At 59.6% G+C, this 22629-nt stretch carries 18 protein-coding genes; 9 read left to right on the top strand and 9 right to left on the bottom strand.

What is annotated here, in order from left to right; translation table 11 throughout:
* Positions 1 to 223: 223 nt before the first annotated feature.
* The 6 genes from HDF15_RS16905 to HDF15_RS16880 all read right to left on the bottom strand — a co-directional run bounded on the left by HDF15_RS16905 (position 224) and on the right by HDF15_RS16880 (position 7830).
* Entirely contained in the window at positions 224 to 544 is a 321-nt protein-coding gene (locus HDF15_RS16905; protein WP_184257611.1) for a GIY-YIG nuclease family protein, read from the bottom strand.
* 221 nt (positions 545 to 765) lie between these two features.
* Positions 766 to 2583: a gamma-glutamyltransferase gene (ggt, locus tag HDF15_RS16900; protein WP_184257608.1), complete on the bottom strand. Its 1818-nt coding sequence runs from the start codon at positions 2581 to 2583 to the stop codon at positions 766 to 768.
* A 181-nt stretch (positions 2584 to 2764) separates the two neighbouring features.
* Positions 2765 to 4264 (bottom strand): M20/M25/M40 family metallo-hydrolase, encoded by a 1500-nt coding sequence (locus HDF15_RS16895; RefSeq protein ID WP_260331146.1) that lies wholly within the window; start codon positions 4262 to 4264, stop codon positions 2765 to 2767.
* 403 nt (positions 4265 to 4667) lie between these two features.
* Positions 4668 to 5858, bottom strand: a complete 1191-nt coding sequence (locus HDF15_RS16890; RefSeq protein WP_260331145.1) for an alginate lyase family protein — start codon at positions 5856 to 5858, stop codon at positions 4668 to 4670.
* On the bottom strand, positions 5855 to 6976 hold the full coding sequence (locus tag HDF15_RS16885; protein ID WP_184257606.1) for a Fic family protein: 1122 nt from the start codon (positions 6974 to 6976) through the stop codon (positions 5855 to 5857). Before HDF15_RS16885 ends, HDF15_RS16890 begins: the two co-directional genes overlap by 4 nt.
* A 224-nt stretch (positions 6977 to 7200) precedes the next feature.
* Positions 7201 to 7830 carry a YoaK family protein gene (locus HDF15_RS16880; protein ID WP_260331155.1) on the bottom strand — a complete coding sequence of 210 codons (630 nt, stop codon included), beginning with the start codon at positions 7828 to 7830 and terminating at the stop codon, positions 7201 to 7203.
* Positions 7831 to 8020: 190 nt separating this feature from the next.
* Here HDF15_RS16880 and clpB point away from each other — a divergent pair, with 190 nt between their 5' ends.
* The 3 genes from clpB (at position 8021) to HDF15_RS16865 (ending at position 12830) form a co-directional block, all read left to right on the top strand.
* Positions 8021 to 10654 carry an ATP-dependent chaperone ClpB gene (clpB, locus tag HDF15_RS16875; RefSeq protein WP_184257602.1) on the top strand — a complete coding sequence of 878 codons (2634 nt, stop codon included), beginning with the start codon at positions 8021 to 8023 and terminating at the stop codon, positions 10652 to 10654.
* Positions 10655 to 10752: 98 nt separating this feature from the next.
* Entirely contained in the window at positions 10753 to 10962 is a 210-nt protein-coding gene (locus HDF15_RS16870) for a hypothetical protein (protein WP_184257600.1), read from the top strand.
* Positions 10963 to 11129: 167 nt separating this feature from the next.
* Positions 11130 to 12830 carry an NAD(P)/FAD-dependent oxidoreductase gene (locus HDF15_RS16865; RefSeq protein WP_184257598.1) on the top strand — a complete coding sequence of 567 codons (1701 nt, stop codon included), beginning with the start codon at positions 11130 to 11132 and terminating at the stop codon, positions 12828 to 12830.
* Positions 12831 to 12882: 52 nt separating this feature from the next.
* On the opposite strand, the gene HDF15_RS16860 is transcribed toward HDF15_RS16865, so the two are convergent.
* Positions 12883 to 13284, bottom strand: coding sequence for a type II toxin-antitoxin system HigA family antitoxin (locus HDF15_RS16860; protein WP_184257595.1), 402 nt, complete (start codon positions 13282 to 13284; stop codon positions 12883 to 12885).
* Between the two features lie 335 nt (positions 13285 to 13619).
* The gene (gene folK / locus HDF15_RS16855; RefSeq protein ID WP_184257593.1) at positions 13620 to 14084 is read right to left on the bottom strand and encodes a 2-amino-4-hydroxy-6-hydroxymethyldihydropteridine diphosphokinase; all 465 of its coding nucleotides are present in this window, start codon (positions 14082 to 14084) and stop codon (positions 13620 to 13622) included.
* 132 nt (positions 14085 to 14216) lie between these two features.
* On the opposite strand from folK, the gene HDF15_RS16850 reads away from it, so the two are divergent.
* The gene (locus HDF15_RS16850) at positions 14217 to 14750 is read left to right on the top strand and encodes a DinB family protein (RefSeq protein WP_184257591.1); all 534 of its coding nucleotides are present in this window, start codon (positions 14217 to 14219) and stop codon (positions 14748 to 14750) included.
* Positions 14751 to 15177: 427 nt separating this feature from the next.
* Here HDF15_RS16850 and lpxC read toward each other — a convergent pair whose 3' ends face one another.
* Complete coding sequence (lpxC, locus tag HDF15_RS16845) at positions 15178 to 16107, bottom strand: UDP-3-O-acyl-N-acetylglucosamine deacetylase (protein WP_014263284.1); 930 nt, start codon at positions 16105 to 16107, stop codon at positions 15178 to 15180.
* Between the two features lie 147 nt (positions 16108 to 16254).
* Here lpxC and HDF15_RS16840 point away from each other — a divergent pair, with 147 nt between their 5' ends.
* The 5 genes from HDF15_RS16840 (at position 16255) to HDF15_RS16820 (ending at position 22609) form a co-directional block, all read left to right on the top strand.
* Positions 16255 to 17394 (top strand): M20 family metallopeptidase, encoded by a 1140-nt coding sequence (locus HDF15_RS16840; RefSeq protein WP_184257589.1) that lies wholly within the window; start codon positions 16255 to 16257, stop codon positions 17392 to 17394.
* A 488-nt stretch (positions 17395 to 17882) separates the two neighbouring features.
* Positions 17883 to 18980 (top strand): Vps62-related protein, encoded by a 1098-nt coding sequence (locus HDF15_RS16835; protein WP_221314473.1) that lies wholly within the window; start codon positions 17883 to 17885, stop codon positions 18978 to 18980.
* A 491-nt stretch (positions 18981 to 19471) separates the two neighbouring features.
* Positions 19472 to 20473: an isoaspartyl peptidase/L-asparaginase gene (locus tag HDF15_RS16830; RefSeq protein ID WP_184257585.1), complete on the top strand. Its 1002-nt coding sequence runs from the start codon at positions 19472 to 19474 to the stop codon at positions 20471 to 20473.
* Positions 20470 to 21255, top strand: coding sequence for an endonuclease III (nth, locus tag HDF15_RS16825; protein ID WP_184257583.1), 786 nt, complete (start codon positions 20470 to 20472; stop codon positions 21253 to 21255). Before HDF15_RS16830 ends, nth begins: the two co-directional genes overlap by 4 nt.
* 202 nt (positions 21256 to 21457) lie before the next feature.
* Positions 21458 to 22609, top strand: a complete 1152-nt coding sequence (locus tag HDF15_RS16820; protein WP_184257581.1) for a PHP domain-containing protein — start codon at positions 21458 to 21460, stop codon at positions 22607 to 22609.
* Positions 22610 to 22629: the final 20 nt, after the last annotated feature.

Raw genomic sequence — 22629 nt, 5'->3', positions numbered from 1 at the left:
GTGGGTCTGCATGGCGTATCTTCCTCCGGATGGATTATCTGTGCCTCGAGCACGTACCAGGAAGGTACGCCGCTCTTCATACCATCTGAGCGAAGTCACTCGCGCACTTTGCGAGTGACGCAGTCGAAGGACCCCGAAGCATCTCGTCTTACCGATATAGCTCAACCCTTTTCCACCACAGGGGCCAGTGCACAGGCTCTTCCTGTAGCAAACATTTCGAACGCTACGGATTCATCTTCTCGTGCGCGGTAATCATCTTCCATCCCCAGGTTTCCGCAAGGTCTTTAAACTCTGGATTAACCGTACGGATCAGATTCAGCTTCTTGTCGCGTCGCCATCCTTTGAGTTGCTTTTCCCGCGCGATGGCGACTCGGATGTCCTCATGTCCTTCGAAGTAAAGCAGACGCTTGCAGCCATGGGTTGCAGAAAAATCTTCGAATGTACCGTTCTTGTGTTGCATAATGCGCAGGTACAAATTGCTCGTGACTCCTATGTAGAGCGTGCCTGTAACGCTGCCGAGGATGTAGGTATAGCCGCCGGACACGGCAAGATGCTAGCAGTTTTATCGTCACTGCCGGAGATGATCACTACCCACCAGCACACGAACATTTGCGGTCGAAAAGGTGTGAGGTGCATGGGGAACATAGACGCTATCGGGGTCCTTCGACTGCGTCACTCGCAAAGTGCGCGAGTGACTTCGCTCAGGATGACGTTTCCGTGGGGATGTGAAAGAACATGATTAAGTCGGTGTCCCGATTCGTCGCCCTAATACCCCGCAGCCTTGCCGAAATGATGCCTCTTGTCCTGCCCACCCATCAGCACTCCGGTCTTGGGATCGACCGCGATCAGCTCACTGTCTCCCCACTGGCCGGCGCTCTTCTCATCGAACTCCGCCTCGCGCTTCGTGATGTAGCCCGCGGCCTTCATGGCAGCGATAGGAGCCTGGGGAAAGGTCTTCTCGAACTGCAGTACGTCCGGCAGGTATTGATGATGAAAGCGCGGTGCATCGGCCGCGGCCTGAACATCGAGGCCGTTGTCGAGCACGCTGATGAGGTCGTTGGCCACCGTGGTGATGATCGTCGAACCGCCGGGCGAGCCGAGCACGAGCCGCAGCTTGCCCGGCCGCACCACGGACGAAGTCGTGTGGCCCAGGAGCTTGTGATAGGTGTAGCTCGAAGGCTCGCTGACGATGGTCGGCGTCATGGAGCTGAGCGGACGCTTACCCGGTGCGATCGCGTTGGCCGGCCCCTGGATCAGCCCGAAGCCGTTGGGGACACCCATCTTTGAGGCGAAGTCGTCCATCTCGTCGTTGAGCAGGAAGCCGAGGCCGTCGACGGTAACGCCGGAACCGAAGCCGAAGTTCAGCGTGTAGGTACTCGACACGGCGTTGCCGTCAGCATCGACGACAGAAAAGTGCGTGGTCTGCGGCGACTCATGCGGCTGCGCCTCGGGTTGTGGCGGCTCGGGCATGAAGCCTGCCGGACGCACCAGGGTTGCGGAGGGCGAAGGCTTGGTCGGGTCGATCGTCTTGCGCCAGGCTTCGGCATACTTCGGATCGGCCATCTGCGCGAGCGGCATGGTGTTGAAGTCGGGGTCGCCGAGATAGTCGCCGCGATCCATATACGCGCGGCGGAAGGCTTCGGTAATGAGATGAATCTGCGCCGGACTGCGGTCCGGCCCGACCTTGGGCAGGTCGTAGCCGCTGAGGATGTTCAGGGTCTCCAGCAGCACAATGCCTCCGGAGCTGGGCGGAGGCGAGGTCAGCACCTCATAGCCGTGATAGTGGCCAACCAGCGGAGTGCGCTCCTTGACCTGGTACATCGCGAGGTCCTGCGCGGTGATGAGGCCGTTGTTGGCCTGCTCGAACGCGGCGATCTCCGCGGCCATCTTCCCCCGGTAGAAGTCCTCCGGATCAGCGGCGATGCGTTCGAGAGTATGTGCGAGCTCGGGCTGCCGGAAGCGCTCGCCAGCCTCGTAGAACCTGCCGTTGCGCTGAAAGATGCGGTACGACGCCGGGAACTGGCTGAGGAGGCTGCTGTGCAGCGTGTGCGCCTCTTCGTCGGTGAGCACGTAGCCGTCGCGCGCGAGCTTGATAGCCGGTTGCATCACCTTCGCGAGGCCCAGCCGGCCATATTGTTTCTCCGCATAGGTGAGACCGGCGACGGTACCGGGAACGCCGCTGGCCTTGGAGCCGACCGTGCTCATCTTCGGAATGACGTTCCCCTGCGCGTCGAGATACATGTTGGTACCGGCGGCAGCGGGAGCCTTTTCGCGGTAGTCGAGGAAGTGCGGCTGTCCGTGAGCCAGAGCTTTGGTGCCCGGGCGAATGAGCATGAAGCCTCCGCCGCCGATGTTGCCGGCCGCCGGGTGCACCACCGCCAGGGCAAAGCCGACGGCAACCGCCGCATCGACCGCATTGCCGCCCTCGCGTAGGATCTCCACTCCGGCGTCGGTAGCGTCATGGTGAATCGTGACGACCATCGCGTGCTGGGCGGTTACGGGTGCTGTCTGGGCAGCGGCAAAGGGTAAGGCAAGCAGTGTGCAACTGAGGGCGACGGAAGAGATTCGTGCGAAGTGGGCCATGGCGTCTCCGTGAATGCAACTAAGGATATCTTGACGTCCCTATTCAAGGTTCCCAAAGAGCTGGTGGTAAAGCCCCCTTCGCTGCAAGTCCCTATGCCGTGAGCTGCCATACGCTGTAAAACCTGTTGTGCCCGGTCCTGACAGGACCGGGCACAAGACCTGGAGGCGTTTTGGCAAATCTTTACCGAGGTGCCGGGGTCTCAGCATCCGCCAGCGCATACGCGGTAACGGCCATAACCGCTGCGCTTGCGGCCAGATTTTTGGGATCGACCTTGTCGAAGGTGTCGGCTGCCGTGTGGTGATATTGGAAATAAAAACGTGGATCACGGGCTGCAGTGAATCCCGGTACGCCTTTACTGATCAGCGGCGCGACATCCTCTCCAATTTCGTCGCCCGGAGTGATCATGCTCGCACCGATTGGGTCTAAGACCTTCGCGAGAGGCGCCAGATATCCTCTGAGAGCGGCTACTCCGCTGAACGTCAAACCAATGGGGTGGTCAGCTCCAAAATCCTCTTCCAGAACAGCCACGTGCGAACCGATCTCAGATTCATGATCATGGGCGTAAGTGAACGCTCCTTGTGCACCCGACTCCTCTCCCATCCAGGCAACGAATCGCACTGTCCGGCGAGGGTGGATTCCAAGTTTCGCCAATAGGTGAATCGTCTGCATGGACATGACGATTCCGGTTCCGTCGTCAATAGCTCCGGTGCCCAGATCCCAGGAGTCCAAATGGCCCGAAACCATGACGATCTGTTCGGGATGTTCGGTTCCCGGCCAGTCGGCAATGACGTTGTAACTTGGCACGTCCGGCAGGATCTGAGTCGTCAAGGCCAGGTGCAAGGTCAGTGGTCCTTGTTTTACCAGGGTAGCAATCAGGTCGGCATCCTCAGCAGCCAGAGCTGCCGACGGAACCTGAACCACATTCTTCGCATAGAGAGTCTCACCTGTGTGTGGCAGCCTGAAGTCCGCACTGCCGACGGACCGGACTAGTACCGCAGCAGCGCCTGCAGCACCGCCTGCGGTGGGCCCCAGGGCTCGGTACAAGACGCTTTGCTCATAGGCGGCGATTCCCTGCCCCGCTGCCGCAAGCTCCTTGTCGAAGGGGCGATTGAAGACGAGGATCTTACCCTTCAGAGAGCCTGGACGAAGAACTTTTAGCTCGGCAAAACTGTTTAGGACCACGACCTCGCCTGTAAGCCCCTCTTTCGGCGTAGGCGGGCTCCCGCCAAGGGCGGTCACCACTAGTTTTTGTTGTGTACCTGGAACTCCTCCAGGCCATGACGTGAGAGAGGCCAGCTCTTCACCACGCACCCAATGGGGAACCATGGTCTTTTCGAGCGTGACCTTCGCGCCAAGCGTGCGCAACTCTTCGGCCACCCAGTCGACAGCCCCCTGCGCCTGGGCAGAGCCCACCAGACGCGGCCCAATGTTGTTGGCCAGGTGGTCGAGTTCGTTATAGGCATAGGGATCGGTAAGCGCCGCATCGCGAATACGGCCCATGGTTGTCAATTGGTCTGCGGTCCATGCTCCGGGAGCATCTTCTGAAAAGTGCTGGATCATCGACAAAATACTGTTGTCAGGCTTTTGAGGCTCATTTTGTTGTGCCCGCAAGAGTGAAGTGGAAACGGTGATAAGACCTGCTGCTAAAAGGAAGCGCGAGCTTCTGGAAACGAAAGACATGATCGTGGTGTTCCACTCCTGGATAGATTCTTGGGGCAGGCCTGTGTGCGGCAAAACCGCTTATTACGGGTAACCCCGATATTGACACGGGTAGCGAATTCATTTCGAACGGAAACCGCAGAGCTGCAAAATGGAAGCAGAGGGCTTCGCGATCGATATACCGCTTACCCCTGTGACCGCTCTAGGTATAGAAACCACGAGGAACGCAAATATTCCCCTACTCCCCAAATTAGTAGGGGTACCCGCTTTTGTCCGTGAGCAATCTCATCACCCAACGAAGAAGTTCTAGCTAGAGCATTTGCCCTGTAGGTGTAGAGCGGTGCCTCGATTCTTATGGGCGTTTTCCCTAATGAAAACGCCACTGCACGCCCGCTTCCGGATTCCCGGCAACAGGGAAAATGCTCTAAACCCACAACACCGGCTGCCGGATCGGATAGTTCCTTATAATCTCGGGATCGGTCGGATCGGGATCGAGCTTGCGCCAGAGCTCGAGATACTCTTCGCGCCCGCAGGCCACGCCACAGAAGAGCAACCCCGGCGAGCGGACAGGCCAGCTCTCCCAGTGCTGCACGTCGTGCGGGTAGGGCCACTTCTCCTTGTCCGCCAGGTATGGCTCCAGGAACTCGGCGGCCTTGCACATCCCACGTCCATCGGGGAGCGAGAAGCGAACCATCTCCTGCTGGCCCAGCGACCAGCAGAGCGCCGCCGCCGCGTCAAAGTTGAAGATGGAGTAGCCGTAGGGCTTGGTGCGGGCGAGCTCGCGGGGAAAGCTGCCGTTCGGAGCCATCTGCATCGGCAGTTGCACTGTCTCAAAGCGCTCGCGAATCTCCGCGCGGGTGTCTTCGTCGCCGTCAAGGCGGGCGAACTCCGCCGCCTGCAAGGCCCAGCAGATACCGTGATTGTTGGTCGCATCCCGCTCGCGCATGCCCTTCTCGCTGGTCTTCATCCAGAGAAGATAGTCACGGAACCAGCCTCGCAGGTCGGCCCACTCCGCAGGCGAAAAAAACTTCCGCAGGAAGCCGGCGGCGCGGGCGACCTCGACCAGATGCAGCGTGTCGATGATGCCGTAGCTGCGGCCCGTCGGGCCTCCGTTTCGCACGCCCTGCGAATACTCGAGGTTAGGCTTCATCCGCGTGGCCGGCGTGACGAACCATGCCAGCAGGTGCGCCGCGGCAGCATGGGCGTAGTCTTTACGCTTCGTGAGGACGTACCCGGCAGTCAGCGCGGGCATCGCCTGGCTCAGGCGAATCATCGCCCGGCGATGGTCCTGGAAGTTGTCCGGATTGCTCTTGCCGTCGATCTCTTTGTAGGGACCGGCCGGATTCGCCGGGTTGGGCCAGAAGTAGTCGGCCTCGGAGAAGAAGTCGTGCGGCCCAGCGGGGCTCCTGGAGGAATGAAAGGACGTAATCGTCTGCGGAGCCTCCGGCAGCCAGTGATCGGCGAGACGCAGGACGCGGTCATGGTCGGCGGCGGCCACCATCGCGAAAGGACTTTGCTTCGTGGCGGCCAACGCAAGATGTTGACTTGAAAGGGCAGTGGCTACGGAAACGGCGCAGAAACGCCTCCGGCTCATGGTCGATGGGGGCATGGTCATAGGTCTACTCCGCTCGTTCTTCCCAATAATTTTTCATACTCTTCAGCAAGGTGATAGCGCCGCGTTTTTTTAGCTGCATCCGCAGTTACCAGAAAGCCCTCAAGAACCCACCGCTGACAAAGCGCCGAAGCTGTACGCTGCTGGAAGCCGAACAATACGGCAACGTCCCTCGCAGTGATCGCTCGCGAGTCTTCAAAGAGTGTAAGGGCCTTCCGTTGCTTCACATCCAGATTACGCAACAGCCGGGACTGATCGCGACCGCCTGCCGCAGACTCGCGTTTTGCCTGTGCGTGCACCTTCTCGAACGAAGCCGCCATGCCCTCAATGAAGTAGGCCACCCAGGCTGTAACGTCAGCCTGCGCCCGCCCCAGGTAGTAATTGTGTGACGGGCCAAGACTCAGAGCTTCGTAATAGGCTTTGAGGTCTCGTGCGTAGTACTCCTCCAGCGCGTAGAGTCCCTTTAGCCCATAGCCCCCCCGGTGCAGGATCAAGGTCGTCAGAAGACGAGCCGTCCTCCCGTTGCCGTCATAGTACGGATGCACCGTCGCAAACTGATAGTGCACCAAAGCAGCCTTCAGCGGGACGGGAAGCTCATCCTTCAGATTGATCCAGGAGATCAGATCCTTCATCAAAACTGGAACATCGCTAGCCTCCGGCGGCACATAGACCATGTTGCCGGTTACGCTGTCTCGAATGACGTTCTGCCCATCGCGATACGGCGTTGGCCTCACGCGCGTCTTTCCTGAGCCCATTACCAGGGCGTGCAGGTTCTGCACCGCCGTCTCGGTCACCTCTTTGGGGTTGTTGGCAAGCTGCTCTAGCTCATCGAGGGCGGCATAATAGCCACGCACCTCGTCCTGATCTCGCTCACGACCGGGAAAATGCTGACCTTCGCCGATCACCTGCGCCACCTGTTCCTGGGTGAGCAGATTGCCTTCGATCATGGTGGAGTAGTGAGTCGAAAACAGTCGCGCGGTCTCCCGCAGATTGGCAAGCAATCGAGGAGTAATGGGCAGGTCTTCTATCGCCTGCTTCATCGCTTCAATGCGCATTAACCCGCCAGCCATCGCCGGTGTAATGCTGAAGACGGGTTGAAAGCCATGCTGCTCGATTGGCATTTCATATCCTCACAGAGGGGCTTTGGCGTGCCGATAAAACGTTGTTACTGTGTTTTTATTTTACCGATAAGATGCCGATAAAACGATGTCGTCTCGGAGGCTAAACATGAGTCTATCTATGTCAAGTTTCATGCAACTTTAAGACTATAGTTGCGTCTAAAGAATACGTGAGCCGGCGTGGACTCCGGTTCACATCTTTTAGATTCTCTTGCAGAATGAACAGTTTACGAGTTTTCCGCAACATCCCGACTGTGGCGTACCACCAGCGCCAGCACGACGAGCAGCAGCACGTCGAAAAACCACAGTGTGTGGTTGAACAGGCGTGGAGCAAGAATGGCTCCGAGGATCGCCCCTGCCAGGAAGCTGGCGACGATCAACGCCAGCTTCCGGAACTGGCGCAGGCCTGTCTCGCGATGGCTGGGAGTAAAGGCATCGTAGAGGCCTTCGATGGCTGCGCGCAGATTGCCACTCATGAAGGTCGAGTTGTAGGAGTAGGTGTCGGCGGTTCTGAAACTGGCCGTCTGGTACGCGGCAACCACCGCGAGCATGGGCACGAAGACGCCGTCGGGAAACGAGCCCGGCAACCACGAGGCGAGAAAGAGCATGCCAATCTCGCCCAGCAGACCGATGACGATGGCGTGCCGTTTGAGAGTGCCGGCAAGCGCCTTGGAACTGAAGACGCCAACGACAAAGGAGGCGAGCAGTACCAGGTGGCGACCGGCCTGCGCCCAGTTGTGCTGCAGTACAGCGACGCCAAGGAAGATGCCATTGCCCGTCATGGCAGCAGCGAAGACGTGGCCGTGGTTGAGGTAGACGAAGGCATCGAGACCGCCGCCGGTACAGGCCAGAAGCATAGCCACAGGCAGCTCCCCGGCAGCGCGAAGTTCCCGGTCGGATTGAGTTTCGGGTTGCGAGAGATGGGAGTTCGGCTCGGGCATGTGTCGAGAGTAGGATACGGCCCAAGGATGGGATGACAGAGGTTTTGTTGAGCTCGCGGGCAGAGAGTTCGAGAGCTACGAGAGAGATTGATGGAGGAGAGAACAGATGGCTATCAAGTGGGACAAATTTACAGTGAAGTCGCAGGAAGCGATCCAGGGAGCGCAGGGTCATGCCGCCGAAAACGGCAACCCTGAGGTATTGCCGCTGCACCTGATGGCGGCCCTGCTGGAAGACAAAGAGGGAGTGGTGCTGCCGGTGCTCGAGAAGGTCGGCGTGCCGGCACAGCAGTTGCTCGCGCAGGTGAATGCCGCCATCGACAAGCTGCCGAAGGTGCAGGGAGCGTCGCAGCCGGGGCTGGGCAGCGCGATGCAGAAGGTTTTGGATGGCGCGTTCAAGGAAGCGGAGAACTTCAAGGACGACTACGTCTCGACAGAGCATCTCCTGCTCGCGCTGAGCGCGAGCAAGGGTGAGCCCGTGCAGACAGCGCTGGCTGCGTTTGGCGCGGACCATTCGGCGATCCTGAAGGCCTTGCAGGCCGTGCGCGGCTCGCAGCGTGTGACCGACCAGAACCCCGAGGGCAAGTTCCAGGCCCTGGCGAAGTATGCCAAGGACCTCACGGAGCAGGCGCGGCGCGGCAAGCTCGATCCTGTGATCGGGCGCGACGAAGAGATTCGACGTGTAATCCAGGTGCTCTCACGGCGCACGAAGAACAATCCGGTCCTGATCGGCGAGCCCGGCGTTGGAAAAACAGCCATCGTCGAAGGGCTGGCACGGCGCATCTTTCAGGGCGACGTGCCGGAGATCCTGCGCGACAAGCGCGTGATCTCGCTCGACCTGGGCTCGATGCTGGCGGGCGCTAAGTTTCGCGGTGAGTTCGAAGACCGTCTGAAGGCTGTGCTCAAGGAGATCGAAGAGTCCAACGGACAGATCATCCTGTTCATCGACGAGCTGCATACCCTGGTAGGTGCGGGCGCCGCCGAGGGGTCCATCGACGCGAGCAACATGCTCAAGCCAGCGCTGGCACGCGGCGAGCTGCGCGCCATCGGCGCGACGACGCTGAACGAGTATCGCAAGTACATCGAAAAGGATGCGGCGCTGGAGCGGCGCTTCCAGATCGTGTTCGTCGGCGAACCCAACGTCGAAGACACGATTGCGATTCTGCGCGGCTTGCGCGAGCGCTACGAGACGCACCACAAGGTGCGCATCAAGGACTCGGCCATCGTGGCCGCGGCGGAGTTGTCGCATCGCTACATCAGCGACCGGTTCCTGCCGGACAAGGCCATCGACCTCGTCGACGAAGCCGCGGCGGCACTGGCGATCCAGATCGGCAGCGTGCCGGTAGAGATCGACGACCTGGAGCGGCGGGCGACCTCGCTCGAGATCGAGCGCGCGGCCCTGCAGCGCGAGGACGATGTGAACTCTAAAGAACGTCTGCATGCCGTTGAGCGTGAGCTCGCCGAAGTGCAGGAGAAGGCCTCCGGCCTGCGCGCGCGTTGGCAGAAGGAACGCGGCGCCATCGGGCAGGTTGCAGAGCTAAAGCAGAAGCTGGAGGCTCTGAGGTTCGAGGCGGAAGACGCCACGCGCAAGGGCAACCTGCAACGCGCGGCGGAGCTGCAGTACGGCGAGATTCCGAAGCTGGAACGCGAGCTGAAGGAGCTGACCGCCACACAGGACGCCGGTGTCGCCGACGCCAAGTCAGGCGACAGCGCCTCGCGCCTGTTGAAGGAAGAGGTCGACGAGGAGGATATCGCGAAGATCGTCTCCAAGTGGACGGGCATTCCTATCGCGAAGATGCTCGAGGGCGAGGTCCAGAAGCTGACGCAGATGGAGCAGCGTCTGCGCGAGCGTGTGGTCGGTCAGGACGAGGCACTGGTGGTGGTCGCGAATGCGATTCGCCGCTCCCGCGCTGGTCTCAGCGACCCGAAGCGGCCGATTGGAAGCTTCATCTTCCTGGGGCCTACCGGCGTCGGCAAGACCGAGACGGCGCGTGCCCTGGCAGAGTTCCTCTTCGACGACGAGCAGGCGATGGTGCGCATCGACATGTCGGAGTACATGGAGAAGCACGCCGTGGCACGGCTGATCGGCGCGCCTCCGGGATACGTCGGCTTCGATGAGGGCGGGCAGTTGACCGAGGCGATCCGGCGCAGGCCATACGCTGTCGTGCTGTTCGACGAGATCGAGAAGGCGCATCCGGATGTCTTCAACGTGCTGCTGCAGGTGCTCGACGACGGACGCCTGACCGACTCCAAGGGCCGTACCGTGGACTTCAAGAACACGGTGCTGATCATGACCTCGAACCTCGGCGCGGGGCAGCTTTCGACCGCCTGGGCCGAGGGCGAGGATGGCTTCGCAGAGGCGAAGAACCGCGTGATGGAGGAGCTGCGCAAGCACTTCCGTCCGGAGTTCCTGAACCGCGTGGACGACACGGTTGTCTTCCATCCGCTGGGCGAGAGCCAGTTGACGCACATCGTCGATCTGCGGCTTGCGGACCTGCAGAAGATGCTCGCAGACCGCCGCATCACGCTGACGCTGACGGACGCGGCACGGACGGCGATCTTCAAGGCCGGCTACGACCGCGCCTATGGAGCAAGGCCGCTGAAGCGGGCGATCCAGCGCCTGGTACAGGACCCGCTGGCGATGCGGATCCTCGACGGGCGCGTGCTGCACGGCGATCGCGTGAAGGTCGAGGCGGACAAGAAGGGCGTGCTGGAGTTCGTCGTGGAGAACCGCGAGGCGTAAGCGTGATTCCCGCATCGCACGGCAAGAGGGTGCGATGCGGGAATTATCTTGCTTGATCGGAAGCGTCGATAATAGTATCTGGTGTAGGTAGAGTGACCATGAGCGATAACGTCCTTCAAACACTTCAGCGGCTGGTTCAGGACGTGATTGCGCCCGACGTGCGTGAATTGAAGGTTCGCCAGGACTCTTTTGAGAAGCGCGTCGAAGAGCGTTTCAATTCCGTGGAACGGCAGATCTCGTCGCTCGAAAAGCAGTCGGAAGCTCAATACAAGGGCATCCTGGCTGCCATCTCTGAGGCTAAAGCCTAGACCGAGCTATCCAATATGCAGGCTATCTCCACCCTGCGCGAGCGCGTTGCCATCCTCGAGTCGCATCGCAACTAGTGCAACATCAACCCATCTCATAAGCACCGTAACGCACCCATGCGATAAGCTTGATTCGACGCGGAATGCGTGTTCGGAGCAAGAGAAAGCGCATGGCGCGTAAGGCAATCATCATCGGAGCGGGGCCGGCAGGACTTACGGCGGCACTGGAACTTCTGCGCAAGACCGACGTGAAACCAGTCATTCTGGAAGCCAGCGGTGAGATCGGCGGCATCTCCCGCACCATCCGCTATAAGGGCAACCGCATGGACATCGGCGGGCACCGCTTCTTCTCCAAGAGCGACCGCGTGATGCAGTGGTGGATGGACCTGATGCCTCCCGACCTGGCGGACGCCGCGCCTACCGGCGTCGATATCAGCTACCAGGGCAAGCAACGTACCGTCGCAGTTCCAGCACATCTTCCGGAAGAACCGCCTCTGCGCGGCATGGGGCCGCTGCACCCGGACCTGGAAGCCCACGATGACGACGAAGAAGAGGAGACCGCTACAGATGAAGAGGTAGCAGCCACCGTCGTTGCCCCGCCGCCCGAGTCCGACGACCTGGTCATGCTGGTGCGTCCGCGCAAGAGCCGCATCTACTACCTGCGCAAGTTCTTCGACTATCCCATCAAGCTCACCGGCAACACAATCGCGAACCTCGGCCCCGTGCGCATGGGGAAGATCGGCTACAGCTACGTGATGAGCCGGGTGAACCCGATCAAGGAAGAGAAGAGCCTCGAAGACTTTCTCATCAACCGCTTCGGCAAAGAACTCTATCTCACCTTCTTCAAGAGCTACACCGAGAAGGTATGGGGAACGCCGTGCAACAAGATCTCCGCCGAGTGGGGAGCGCAGCGCATCAAGGGCCTCTCGCTGACGACGGCGCTGAAGCACTTCGTCAAGAAGGCCTTCAGCGCGCAGCCAAAGAGTGCGGAGAACGATGTCGCGCAAAAGGGCACGGACACCTCGCTGATCGAGCGGTTTCTGTATCCGAAGTTCGGACCGGGCCAGTTGTGGGAGCACGTCGCCGAGAAGGTCATCGCCATGGGCGGCGAGATCCACATGCAGTGGAAGGTCGATGCAATTCTCGTCGAAGGCTCACGTGTCGTCGCCATCGAGGCTGTAAACGATGCCGGCGAACGGCAGCGATTCGAGGGCGATTACTTCATCTCCACGATGCCCATGCGCGAGCTGGTGCAGGCGCTGAGGGTTGATGTTCCTGCCAACGTGCGCGAGGTGAGCGACGGCCTGCAGTATCGCGACTTCATCACGGTGGGCGTGCTCGCCAACAAGCTCGACGTGCGCGAACCCGATGGTGGACTTATCAAGGACACCTGGATCTACATCCAGGAGCCCGACGTTCTGCTGGGGCGGCTGCAGATCTTCAACAACTGGTCCCCCTACATGGTCTCCGACCCGACGAAGGTATGGATCGGACTGGAGTACTTCTGTTACGACACCGATCCGCTGTGGTCGATGCCCGACGAAGAACTGAAGAGCTTTGCCGCAAAGGAGCTGGAGAAGATCGGCATCCTGCGAACCAGCGAGGTGACGGACTCCCACGTGGTGCGCGTGCCGAAGACCTACCCCGCGTACTTCGGAACCTATGACCGCTTCAACGAGCTGCGCGAGTTTACCGACAGCTTCGAGAATCTCTTCCTGGTCGGCCGCAACGGCATGCACAAGTACAACAACCAGGACCACTCGATGCTGACGGCGATGGCCGTGGTGGACGGCATCGCCGCGGGACACGTGGACAAGGCTACGGTGTGGGGCATCAATACCGAGCAGGAATACCACGAAGAGAAGAAGTAACAGCAGCCTTCGCGCCCGTTACCGAAGGCAGAACGCGTAGCCATGCTTTCTTCTACGTTGTTCCAAAGAAAACCGCCGGAGAGACGTGGAAACGCTGGCTGAGCCGCATAATGTGATCGCGATTCAGAAGGCGTTTGCCTGAAAGAACGAGCGATACGGTGCTTTCGCTGCCAAGATCTTCAGCGATGTCTCGTTGTGAAAGCCCGTTCTGATCGAGAAGAAATCGCAGCACATCGATAGGGCCGGCGTCGGGTACAGGGTAGCGCTCCATTTCGTAGCGTTCTATAAGAAGCGTCAGAAGCTCGATCGCCTCTTCCTCTTCCCGAGAGGGAGTAGCCTTTGCCGTCAGGTCGAAGAGAGCCTCAGTGTATTCCGCGAGTTCCTCATCCGAGTGGATGAGGTGCGGCGCCCCTTGTCTGATCATTTCGGTTGGATTCGCTAGTGCTGTGCTCATCGTGGAACCCCTCTATCCCAGTTCGCTCGATTGTCATACTGCTTGTGCGTCAAGAAAGAGAATAACTCTGCTGGCAAACAACCTTGAACGGGCCACAACCCCAGCCCCGAAGGGGCGTTCTATACCAGCCCATGGCGTAGCCCTGGGTTATAGGTAGAGAAAGAGGCAGAGGCCTGAAGGGCCGATCTATCGGCTCTACCAACAATAGATCGCGCCTTCAGCGCTCTGTCGTTTTAACCACGTAACCCAGGGCTTCGCCCTGGGCTGGTATGAAACGCCCCTTCGGGGCTGAAGGCATGTGGCTGTCGTCGCCTATCCCTACTTATCGTTGCGATCTATGCATGCTGTAACAACATGGCAACATCTCTACGCAGGACAGGATGCTCCATCTCCGGTGCAATCTCGGCCAATGGCGCAAGAACAAAGCGACGTTCGTGCATCGCCGGATGCGGCAGCGTGAGTTCGTGCGTCTGCAAAACGACATCGCCAAATAACAGCAGATCAAGGTCGATGACACGCGGACCTTTGGGCGGCGCATTCTCGCGGTCGCGACCCATGGTGTGTTCGATCGCTAACAACCCACGCAATAGATCGATCGGCGAGAGCTCGGTTTCGAGCAGCGCTGCGGCGTTCAGGAAGCGCGGTTGATCTTCGTAACCCACGGGATCGGTGTCATGGAAGCTGGAGACCGCCGTAACTCGGCCGAGGGCTTCGAGACGGCGCAGGGCTTCCTGCAGGTTAGCGGCGCGGTCACCAAAAGGAGACGGCAGATTTGAGCCCAGCGCGATAGCGGCGGTCATGCGGTTGTTCCTGTCCGTTCATCTGGTACCTCTTCGACGCTACGTGTCTTTTGAACCACTGGCAAACCTGCCTTCGTTTGTCCCAAGTGGCAAGATATCTACTGAGAGCTGTCTTTTCGATCGGTGGAGCCCATGAGTCAAGTGCCAGATTGGTTTGAACGTAAGTTTAAGTTTTCGTTTCCGGTGGAGCTGCATCCGAATCTGCGCGCCCGTCTGCGTGGCACTCCGGCCAGGCTGGAAGAGGCTCTTCGTGGCCACTCTCACAAAAGCCTGACCGAGAAGGCGCAGGAAAAGTGGTCGGCCCAGGAACACGCCGGTCACCTGGTGGACCTCGAACCGCTGTGGCTGTCGCGCGTGGAAGATTACGTCGCGGCCAGCGAGCAGCTTACCCTGACCGACCTGCAGAACCGAAAGACCGACCAGGCGAACCACAACGCGCGCCCCTTGGAAGAGATTCTGACGGAGTTCCGCACTGCCAGAGAACGGCTGCTGAAGCGTGTGGAAGAGCTGGACACCTCGCTATGGACCCGAGCCATTCCTCACCCGCGCTTGAAGACGCCGATGCGGCTCGTAGACCATTTGTACTTTGTCGCCGAGCACGACGATCATCATCTCGCGCGAATCTGGGAGCTGATCGGCGCTGGTGGGCCATCGTTTGCGAGATAACTCGCGAAGACTTTGGGTGTGTCATCAAATTGCTCTTGGGATGAAGTTGGACTGTGCAAACAGCTTGCCGCGGCGCTGTTTCGTTAAGGACATGGCTTCAGCCATGCCGTAAAACGTCGAGCCAAAGGCCGTACCTCTCTGCCGAAGGCTGGAGTGAAGGCGTAGCCGCAACGACTGAATTGCCTTCTTTGGTTGTGGCGAAACCAATCACTCCCTCGCTACGAATACATCCCTGCGAGCCCTAGACAGTCTTGGCGGCATAGAGGAAAGCAATTCGGTCGCTACGGCTTCGCCTTCGCTCCAACCTTCGGCAGAAAGGAAGGCGGGTTGAGCCTTACTCCTACGGCATGGCTGAAGCCATGCCCTTAACGAAACAGTGCCACAGCAAGCTGTTGCATAGTTCGATCTCGAAATTTGATGACACGCCTCAGGCGTGCGAAGGCTGCAGCGTAGCGCCCACAGGCATAACAGCCGGTTTGGCCGCAGCCACCGGCTCTTCATAGCGATGAGCCAGCTCCCAGGCGGAGCGGTCACGCAGCAGACGCTGCACCAGAGCGGTGTGCATGGCATGGCCGGCGCGTTCGGCTACCACGCGTCCCCAGATGCGACGGCCTGCAAGAGCCAGATCGCCGATCAGGTCGAGGACCTTATGCCGTACGAACTCATCGCCAAAGCGCAGCGGGCCGTTCTGTACCTCGCCGCCGCCGATGATGATGGCGCACTCGTCGGAGGCCCCGCGGATCAGGCCCATATCGCGCAGCATGGGCTCATCCTCGCGAAAGCCAAAGGTACGCGCGGGCGCAATCAGGTTGCAGTAGTCCCCGGCTTCGAGATCCCCCACAAAGGTCTCGTGCCCGATGGGCTCAGGGAAGTCGATGGTGTAGTGGATCGAGTAGCCCTCACCGGGATAGACGCCGATAAACTTGCTTCCCTCTCGGACTTCGATCTCTTTCAGGATGCGGAGGTACTCACGCTTGCGGCGCTGGCGCTTGAGTCCCGCACCGAGCATAGCCGCCACATAGGGCCGGGCGGAGCCGTCCAGAATCGGGACTTCGAGGTTGTCGACCTCAACGATGACGTTATCGACACCCAGCCCGATCAGCGCGGAGAGCAGGTGCTCGGTCGTCGAGATCAGCACGCCCTGGCGCATCAGCGAGGTCGCATAGCTGACCTTCGCGACGTTGCGGCCGGTAGCAGGAATCTCGAAGTTATCCAGGTCGGTGCGGCGGAAGACGATGCCCGAACCAGCAGGCGCAGGAACGAGCCGCATGGTGACTTCCGCGCCGGAATGCAGGCCAATGCCGCTGAAATCCAGTGGACTATGGATGGTCTGCTCGAATTGGGCGTCGTTAGGCAGGTGCGGTTCCCTGATTCTTGTAACAGAACCACAGGCTACATCCGGGAACAGGGCGCTGTGGTGTGTCTAATTAGACACAGTTGAGAGATTTGGTACGGGCCGGTTGCTGGTTTTCGCCTCCCTCGCGTTAGCGTAGAAGTTATGGCGATGGCGGACATAGTAAGCGTAGTAGCAGCAGACGAGCAGCGGTTGTTGCAGCGGCTGCAGGAACTGGTTGAAGTCGAGTCTCCCAGCGAAGATAAGGCCGCGGTGGATCGCGCCGGAGCGCTGGTCTCGGGCTGGGTGGCGGAGATGGGCGGCGAGATCCGGCGGCATCCGCAGGAGGGATTTGGCAATGTGCTGGAGCTGCGCTTTGAGCCAGCCCAAAGTGGCTCTTCCAGGCGCGGACGCGTCCTGCTGCTCGGGCATCTGGACACCGTCTGGCCCATGGGGACGCTGGCAAAGATGCCCTGGAAGGAAGACGCCGGCAAGATCTTCGGGCCCGGCGTGGTGGACATGAAAGCCGGTGTCGTGATGGCTCTTGAGGCGCTGATGGCAGTAAAGGCGCTCGGAGCGGAGCGACCCGTGACGCTGCTGTTGAACAGCGACGAAGAGATCGGCAGCCCGATCTCGCGGGCCATTACTGAAAAGATTGCGCAGGAGTGTTCTGCGGTGTTCGTGCTGGAGCCCGCGCAGGGTCTGGCCTATAAGACGGCGCGCAAAGGTGTCGGAAACTACGAGCTGAAGGTTGAGGGCGTAGCGGCACACAGCGGCGTGGACTTCGAACGCGGGCACTCCGCGGTATTGGAGATGGCCCGCCTGGTGCAGACAGTTGCCGGATTTACCGACCTGAGCCAGGGTCTGACGGTAAATCCGGGAGTCATCACCGGAGGCACGCGATCGAATGTAATTGCCGCAGAGTGTACTGCCGAGGTAGACGTGCGCATCGCGAAGGCCGACGACGCAGCACGCGTGGAGAAGCTTTTCCGCGGGTTGGAGGTCACGGACAAGGCCTGCCGCCTGACGGTAACGGGCGGAATCAACCGCCCTCCCATGGAGCGCAAGGCAGGAACCGAAGCGCTGTTTCATCTCGCCCAAAAGCTGGCCGAGGAGATGGGCTTTGTGCTGGACGAAGCCTCGACCGGAGGCGGTTCGGACGGCAACTTTACCGCGGCGCTCGGTGTGCCGACGCTCGACGGCATGGGTGCGGTCGGAGCCGGAGCCCATGCGGCCCACGAGCATGTGGTGAAGGCACACCTGGCGGAACGAACCGCGCTGCTGGCCGGCATGATCGCCCAGGCAGAGTAGGTTTTATCGCTGATCTCAAAATGCTCGGGAGTCAGTGCAGGTGTAATCTCTGATTACCGTCTTTGGTCTTGGTATACAGATTGAGTTATAGAACAGACCAGTTTTGTAGGAGCTGGCCATGGTCCCTGCGCAGTTACTGTATATAACCTGGAAAATACTATGAACGATCATGGGCAACCGGCCAGACAGTTTCTAACTGAAACACCATTTTCATTGAGAATAAAATGCTGCACCTGATTTTATCCAGGTATTCACATATCTTTCCCTGCGCCGCTCTAATAATAGCTTCGGATCACAGGAAAGAGGGACTCGCAGAGATGATTCAGCCCCAACTCAATAAAACCTGTTGTTGTCAGCTATCCACTAGCTATCCATGCCGGGCATAATGCCGGGCTATCGATACCCTTCCCAAAATACAAAATATTAGCGGCACGCACAGTTTGTTTCGATCTACTCGATACGTACTCCGGGAGAAGATTATGTCAAGTGTGTCAAAGCAATTCCTGCGCCTTCTGGCGCTTGCGGCCTCCGTTGTGGCTACTACACAAACCCATGCTCAGACAGTAAGTCTAAGCACCATTCAACAGTACGCGCCTACGATTTATCTCAACGCTTACGATAACAACCATCCCACGTCGGTTGAGAATTTCTTCAGCCAGTCCAATCTCGTGGACTCCAATGGGAATGTCATCACGACTGCAGTTACTCCTGCAAGTCTTGCCGCAAATACTACTTCTACGAACTACCTTGTACCTTCCAACGGCGTTTATCCCACACCCTCCAACGACTTCGAGTCCGGAGATGCAGCCGTTGCCTCGAGTACTGCGAATATGGGGCAGGTAAACTCCCCTGTCTATGTCAAGGTCCTTGATTTCGGCACTTATATCGACATCAAATATTTTCTGTTCTATACGTGGAATGGGTTTCAGCCATTTCAGGTAGGTGTCATCACCAACTTCAAGACCGAGCCGTACAACCTGGATTGGGCCGGATTTGCGCTGCACTATGGCGACTGGGAACACGTTACGGTAAGAATCTCAGAAGATCAGTCCAGCCTTATCGGTGTCTTCTACAGCCAGCACAGCGGGAACCAGTGGGTAACAGATCCGCCGCTCGATGGCACTCATCCCATTGTTTATTCGGGATGGGATAGTCATGCGAACTACCCCACTGCCGGCATCCAGGTCAATGACGTCATTTTGAATTCGCCTGGGCTGCCTCCAGTAAGTTGGGTAAAGGTAGTTGACAATACGGCCAACACTGGAACCTTCACCGTGTACCACAAGCCAACGAACTTTTATTCCAATGGAATCAGCTGGACGCCGTGGCAGAATACCAGCCAGCTTGTTCTACTCGACAACAACGCAACAGCAGCTCAATGGCTATCTTTCAATGGTCACTGGGGACCGGCGCTGACGAGCACCATCTACGATCCGCCCAGCCTTCCGAGCGGAGCGACGACAGAGCTGGATGTTCTCGCGAAGGGTGCCAACTTTATTGGCGCACTGAGTAGCTACACGAATGAGAACGGGCCGCTCGGACCGGAGACTCAGAACTGGTATATCTCAACTGAGCCTCAGGAGTAAGTCACGAAACGCTCTGCTGAAGCCAGGTTCATTGCCTGAATATTGCCAGGGCGAAATGTATCAGACCATCAAAGCAGAGTTTCCTAAAGTAAAAGGGAGTAGGAATAAAATCCTGCTCCCTTTTCACTCTTGCCTATCTTATTTGTGGGTCAGCTAGAGTGGTAAAGCATTCGTTCATTGAAGAATGATGGGCTGTTCGGCACAGCGCGAAGCGCGTTCCCTGATGCTTCAGCATCAGGGAGACGGAGGGAGCCGTAGCCTTTAGGCTACGGAAATAAGGCATAGCAAAGATGTGGCCTTTAGGCCCGGGCCTTCTTTACGGCTGCGGAGAAACAGCCCGGGGCTAAAGCCCAATTCTCGCCTGTCCCTTATTCCGTGGCCTGAAGGCCACGGCTCCCTCCGACCCGCAAAGTACATGACCTTCAATCGCTGCCCCGGACCTGACCCCACAAAAACGCTGCACACACGCGTCAAATTACAATCACAGAGCGATGACGAAACGCTCTCCTATCCTTTTGATCCACGGCGGCGCATGGGCCATGCCCGACGATGCCATTGCCGCCCATGAAAACGGCATTCGCCACGCCCTGCGTGCCGGATGGGATGCACTCGCGCGCGGCGGCAGCTCCGTCGATGCAGTGGAAGCCGCCGTCACCATCATGGAAGACGACGACACCTTCGACGCCGGGCGCGGCTCGTTCCTGACCCGCGACGGCCGCGTGCAGCTCGATGCCCTGCTGATGAACGGCGCCAACCTGCGCACCGGCGGCGTAGCCTGCGTCGAGCGCCTGCGGAACCCGATCCAGGCAGCGCGGCTGGTGCTGGACCAGTCGCCGCACGTGTACTTCGTCGGCACCGGAGCGGAGCGGTTTGCGACACAGCACGGCATGCGGCTCGTAGACAACACGGAGTTGATCGTCCCTCGCGAACGCGAGCGGCTGATGGCCTTCCAGCGTGCCGAAGCCGCAGGCGGCCGGGACACAACATTCAGTGGCGAGGCTGCAGTCGATACCGATGCAATGACCGCAGCCATACGCACACTACCGGAAGAGTTCCAGGTAACCGACCCGACGCTCCACTCGCACGACACTGTCGGCGCGGTCGCGATCGACGCGGACGGCAATCTGGCGGCCGGCACCTCCACCGGGGGAACGCTCTCGAAGGCCCCCGGCCGCGTCGGCGACAGTTCCCTGATCGGCTGCGGCTGCTATGCCGACAACGAGAGCGCCGCCGTCTCCCTGACCGGCTGGGGCGAGCCGATCATGAAGCTGGTGCTGGGCAAGTGGGCCGTGGACCGCGTCGCAGCAGGATCGCCCCCACAACAGGCGGCGACCGATGCCATCGCCTATCTCTATAAGAGGCTCGGCGGACACGGCGGCATCATCTTGATGGGACCCGATGGCTCGGTAGGCCTCGCGCACAACACGCCGCGCATGGCCTGGGGGCTGGCGACGAGCGAAGGACATCAGTTGGGGGTTACAAGGAACGGGTGACCGCAGAACTCTTCAACGAACCAGCCGATCCGGCGACCCCGCAGCGGCGGCCTCTTACGCCCGAGGAGGCGGATCGTCTGCCCCACATCCATCGGCTACTGCTGGGCCACTACGGACAGCCCGCGCCGCGCGAGCCGTGGGACCCGCTGACACAGTTCATCTACTCTCTTCTGGCCGGACGCACCAAGACCCCTTCGGCCCACCAGGTCATGCGCGATCTCGAGCGCTACTTTCAGGCTGGCCCCGGAAACTGGGAGTCAGTCCGCGACGCCACGGTCGCCGAAATTGAGCGCGCGATTGCAGTCGTCACCTTTCCCGAAGTGAAGGCTCCACGCCTGAAGGCCGCGCTGATGGGCATCACCGAGCGCTACGGCTCGTTGACCCTGGACTTTCTCGCCCGCTATCGCACAGACAAGATCCGTTCGTGGCTGGAGCAGTTCGAAGGCGTGGGACCTCAGGTCTCGGCTGCCGTGGTGAACTTCAGTACGCTGCGGCGGCGGGCGATCTCCATCGATGCCAACCATTTAAGGGTAGTCCAAAGGCTGTGTGTCGTTCCCCGCGCGGACGCGGCGATCACCGAAGAACGCCTGATGCGCCTGGTTCCCGAGACCTGGGATGCAGAGATGCTCGATGAGCACCACTCGCTGGTAAAGCTGCATGGGCAGACGCTCTGCACGTTCTCCGAACCCCGATGCGAGGCCTGTCCTCTGCTGGATATCTGTCCTACGGGAAAGCGAAATACAGGCGAATTGAAGCTGACAGCACCCACCCCGGGAGACTGATAACCGCCCCGGAATTCACTCCTGAGCCCGGCGGTCTGCTAAAAGAATAAAAAGGTACCCCTGAGCCAGCGCTAAAAGGTACATAATTCGGCACATATTTCGACAAATTGAACGTCTGTTATTGCTCTGATTACGGTGCATTCGCATTTCGCTGGCAAGCTTTGGTACAGCACTAAAAATGTCATAGCCGCCAGGAGCTACCATGCAGGCTCAGTCAAAAGTCTCGACCAACTGGAAACAGCCGCTAGCTACAGCAGCCTTCACAACAGGCGTCTCGTTGCACAGCCATACCAGCTGCTCCGAGGAGACATTGGGCTTTATCCACAAGATGGGAGTGGCGCTGCCGGGCATGGGCAGCGTTCTCTCGTTCTACGAGAAGAGAGCTTCCGAAAGATATAGCGTCAAGCTGGATTTTGACCGTGCCAACTGGCGTCCGCCCTTGCAGCCCCGCATGGCCTATGACCTGGAAGCCAAGCAGATTCAGCGCCTTGGCCTGTATCCGCTGGTATCGATCACCGACCATGACACGCTCGAAGGCACGCTGTTGCTGCGCGCCGTACCCTCGTCGCGACACATTCCGATGTCGGTTGAGTGGTCCGCTCCCTACGGCCAGACGGTCTTCCATCTCGGCATCCACAACCTGCCCAGCGGCACCGGCACGGAGTGGATGAGCCGCTTAGAGGCCTACACCGCCGCCCCGAACGACGCCAAGCTGGTCGAGATGCTTCGCGAACTGCACGAACAGCCGCATGTTCTGATCGTCTTCAACCACCCGCTGTGGGATCTGCACAAGGTCGGTCCGGCGCACGTTACTGAAGCACGACGGTTTATGGCTGAGGTACGCGGCTGCATCCACGCCCTGGAGCTGAACGGTCTGCGCCACGCTCAGGAAAACCGCGAAGTCGGCCGCATGGCCCGCGAGCTCGGCTACCTGCTGATCTCAGGCGGCGACCGTCACGGGCTGGAGCCGAACGCCAACATCAACCTGACGACGGCGACCAACTTCAACGACTTCGTCGAGGAGATCCGCGTCGAGCGTCGTAGCCACGTTCACTTCATGGATCAGTACCAGGAGCGCTGGGAGCAGCGTATCCTGCAGTCCACATTGAATGCAGTTACCGACTTCCCACAGTTCCTCCCGGGCTGGCAGAAGTGGGACGACCGGGTCTTCCATCCGGATGCCAACGGCGAGATGCGGCAACTGAGCCAACTCTGGGTCGGCGGCGCGCCTCCGGCAGCGATCACGAATGCGATCAAGCTGGTGCGGTTGTTCGGCAAGCGCGGCGTATCGGCTCCGCTAAGCCTCGCGTTCCCCGGCGTGAACGACCTGCGGCAGGGACTGGAACTGGTTTAGCTTCAGGAACAGAAATAGAG

The organism is Granulicella mallensis, from assembly GCF_014203225.1.
Classification (GTDB): domain Bacteria; phylum Acidobacteriota; class Terriglobia; order Terriglobales; family Acidobacteriaceae; genus Granulicella; species Granulicella mallensis_A.
This window is presented reverse-complemented; position numbering and strand designations above follow the sequence as displayed.

Coding starts and splice junctions, on each gene's coding strand:
- folK (WP_184257593.1), bottom strand. CDS start 14,084: ATGACCGCCGCTATCGCGCTGGGCTCAAATCTGCCGTCTCCTTTTGGT.
- HDF15_RS16820 (WP_184257581.1), top strand. CDS start 21,458: ATGCAGGCTCAGTCAAAAGTCTCGACCAACTGGAAACAGCCGCTAGCT.
- HDF15_RS16895 (WP_260331146.1), bottom strand. CDS start 4,264: ATGTCTTTCGTTTCCAGAAGCTCGCGCTTCCTTTTAGCAGCAGGTCTT.
- ggt (WP_184257608.1), bottom strand. CDS start 2,583: ATGGCCCACTTCGCACGAATCTCTTCCGTCGCCCTCAGTTGCACACTG.
- HDF15_RS16830 (WP_184257585.1), top strand. CDS start 19,472: ATGACGAAACGCTCTCCTATCCTTTTGATCCACGGCGGCGCATGGGCC.
- HDF15_RS16860 (WP_184257595.1), bottom strand. CDS start 13,284: ATGAGCACAGCACTAGCGAATCCAACCGAAATGATCAGACAAGGGGCG.
- HDF15_RS16850 (WP_184257591.1), top strand. CDS start 14,217: ATGAGTCAAGTGCCAGATTGGTTTGAACGTAAGTTTAAGTTTTCGTTT.
- HDF15_RS16890 (WP_260331145.1), bottom strand. CDS start 5,858: ATGACCATGCCCCCATCGACCATGAGCCGGAGGCGTTTCTGCGCCGTT.
- HDF15_RS16885 (WP_184257606.1), bottom strand. CDS start 6,976: ATGCCAATCGAGCAGCATGGCTTTCAACCCGTCTTCAGCATTACACCG.
- HDF15_RS16865 (WP_184257598.1), top strand. CDS start 11,130: ATGGCGCGTAAGGCAATCATCATCGGAGCGGGGCCGGCAGGACTTACG.
- HDF15_RS16880 (WP_260331155.1), bottom strand. CDS start 7,830: ATGCTTCTGGCCTGTACCGGCGGCGGTCTCGATGCCTTCGTCTACCTC.
- HDF15_RS16870 (WP_184257600.1), top strand. CDS start 10,753: ATGAGCGATAACGTCCTTCAAACACTTCAGCGGCTGGTTCAGGACGTG.
- HDF15_RS16840 (WP_184257589.1), top strand. CDS start 16,255: ATGGCGGACATAGTAAGCGTAGTAGCAGCAGACGAGCAGCGGTTGTTG.
- clpB (WP_184257602.1), top strand. CDS start 8,021: ATGGCTATCAAGTGGGACAAATTTACAGTGAAGTCGCAGGAAGCGATC.